This window comes from Candidatus Obscuribacterales bacterium (genome assembly GCA_036703605.1).
Classification (GTDB): domain Bacteria; phylum Cyanobacteriota; class Cyanobacteriia; order RECH01; family RECH01; genus RECH01.
The window spans coordinates 1-2,599 of record DATNRH010001202.1 but is presented as its reverse complement, the minus strand read 5'-3'; the positions used below and the strand labels follow the sequence as shown (position 1 = coordinate 2,599).

Here is a 2,599-nt window from a genome sequence, read left to right as displayed (position 1 = left end):
CAAATGAATGGTCGATTATTTGTATTATTTGTTGCACCTGCAGGTAAATTTTTATCGAAACCAGAGGCGCTGCATATCGAAACCTGCAAACGCCTATGTCAAGAGTGTGAGGGAGAATTTGTTAGAAGAGAATCTTCAGATATTGTAAGTACGATCGCTGACATATCAGCCCAAGAGCGTATCACACAAATTGTTTTAGGTGAAACTCGCCGTTCTCGATTTCACCTTTTATTGAAAGGTTCAATTGTACAGCGATTGATGCGGGACTTGCCTCAAGTTGACTTACATATTATTTCTAATAACTAACCAGCATGACAACATCCTCCACAACCTGCCAAGTGGACGTTCCAGCAACACCCAGCACCGATGAGACGTGAGAGCTTCTCATTCATCTAACGACTCAACACTGCGGGTGGCGATCGCTGCATCGGTCAGCGGACACAACCACACAAAACGCTCATGCGATCATGGATGACAGGGTGACGCTTCGGATCCACCTGGCTGCGATCTCGTCCCAACTTGAATCGCTGCCTGTGCAGAGCTCGATAGGACGCCACTCAAACTCGACTCGGCTGTTATTTCTCGCACGTTAACGGTTGGTCAGTGGGACTACCCAAACAACATCCTCGAACAGGAACAACGGCTCAAGCAGCTCAGCCGTTGCGCCACACATGAGCCAACGGACGGACGACCAATGACTTGGTCTAGTCGACGTCTTCCCTCGTCACACTGGTGAGAGCGATCGCTCTCACCGGTTGCCTATTGACTCGGTAGTTGAAGGGGATGCTGGCATCGCAGACAGCAGGATAGAAGCAATAGCGGATGTTGCTCGCCGTCAGGGCCCTTGACCACATCTGCTGAAGTCGAGCGATCGCTACGCCACCACCCTTCTGAGGCGGTTGGCATGATTTTTGACTCCATCCGACTTTTCAAACACCCTCTTAGTGGCGTTTAATAATGCCACTGTAGGGACGCTAACAATCAGCATTCCACCGGGTGCATCCCAGTTATGTAACGAGCACTAATGCTTATCCTCACGAGACGGCATGAGCGCTACGGTGAGAGCATCGTAATCTTCACCGCTTCCTATGGATGACTGTAAACAAGCCCGCCTCAAGGCGCTCACCGACGAGTTAGCGGCCTTGCTGTAGGAAGAAACCGACCCCGAGGCCGTGAAGACCTTGGAAGGCATCGAAACCGCCGTCCGTGGTCATTTGCTGGAGCATGTGGGCCTAGCTCTCGGCCATTTTTTATCCGCACAAGCAGCGGCACAACTCGGGGGCGACAGCGAACCGTCACCAGCATCATTGGCCGATTAAGCCTCATTGAACAGCAAGGGCACCGGCTGGGTCTCAAAGCCCGCACCCACTGGAGTCCTCAGCTAGAGCGATGTTGCTTGCTGCTGAGTGCTAACGAGGCCTACGAGCATGCCGCTGAGGATATTGCTGTGCTCACCGGTATAGCAGTCTCCAAGAGCACTCAGCAGCGGTTGGTGCACCGCCAGGAGTTTCCAGATGAGCAGGTCGATGGCGGGGTCAAAGAGATGAGCCTCGATGGGGGTAAGGTGCGCTTACGAACCCCTGAAGGCCAACCGAGTGAGTGGCGTGAATACAAGGCTATCAACCTTCACCAGTGCTGCGTTGCCGCATTCTTCAAGGCCAATGATGCGCTGGTGACCTGGGTTAACCAGCAGCCGTTAGCGTCACCGCTCGTGCGCTTGGGCGATGGCCACGACGGGATTTGGAACTTGGTTGCCCAGATCGAGCCGTCGGTGCAGCGGCTTGAGATTCTAGACTGGTATCATCTCATGGAGAATCTGGGCAAGGTCGGTGGCTCACAGCAGCGGTTAGACGCTGTAGAATCGTGTCTCTGGCGTGGGGATGTCGAGGCCGCGGTGCGGCAGTTTGAGGACTGATCCCATGAGCGAGTAGACCGGTTTATCGCGTATTTGGCCAACCATCGGCACCGCATCGTCAACTATGCCTACTACCACGCTGAGGGCATCTCTGTAGGCTCGGGCGAGATCGAGTCAACCGTCAAACAAATTAGGCCATCTTTCAATACTGAACCTTAATCTGGTCAGCCAGGCGTAATGCCAGTGCCACAATTGTTAAGGTTGGGTTAGCATACCCTCCCGTTGGAAACACAGCACTACTCGCAATATACAAGTTATCAATGCCATGAACTCGGCAGTTTTCATCAACAACGCCTTGACGTGGGTTGGGATGCATCCGCGTTGTGCCCATGTGATGGTGTGATCCCATACTCTCAAAAACGGGTAAGTTGTCTAAGTCACGCAAAAGGTGTAATGTCCCCAGACCCACTTGGGCGATCGCCCTTGCAAGGAGGTCTTGCGATCGCACCACACTTTGCAACATCCTATCTGACATCTGCCAGTGAAGCTCAGCTTTCAACCGCCCAAGCTGATCATGCTCTGAACTTAAAATGATTCGATTACTGAAATCTGGTTCTTGTTCCAAGACAAAAAGCACATCAAACGAATGAAACCATTGATGAGCAGTTGAATCCTTTGACCATCCCCCCCGTGCCAGGCCAGTCATAACAGGTAACTTATGCTGAATGGCACGATAGGCTCTGG

2 protein-coding genes and 1 pseudogene are annotated in these 2,599 nt (G+C 52.4%); 2 read left to right on the top strand and 1 reads right to left on the bottom strand.

Going from position 1 to position 2,599, the window contains the following annotated elements; translation table 11 throughout:
* Both V6D20_24965 and V6D20_24960 read left to right on the top strand, forming a co-directional pair.
* Positions 1 to 306, top strand: a 306-nt coding sequence (locus tag V6D20_24965) for a hypothetical protein (GenBank protein ID HEY9819033.1), incomplete at its 5' end; no start/stop codon positions are given.
* Between the two features lie 782 nt (positions 307 to 1,088).
* Positions 1,089 to 2,047: pseudogene (locus V6D20_24960) on the top strand (ISKra4 family transposase).
* Positions 2,048 to 2,057: 10 nt separating this feature from the next.
* Here V6D20_24960 and V6D20_24955 read toward each other — a convergent pair.
* A partial coding sequence (locus V6D20_24955) for a GMC family oxidoreductase (protein HEY9819032.1) occupies positions 2,058 to 2,599 on the bottom strand: 542 nt, incomplete at its 5' end.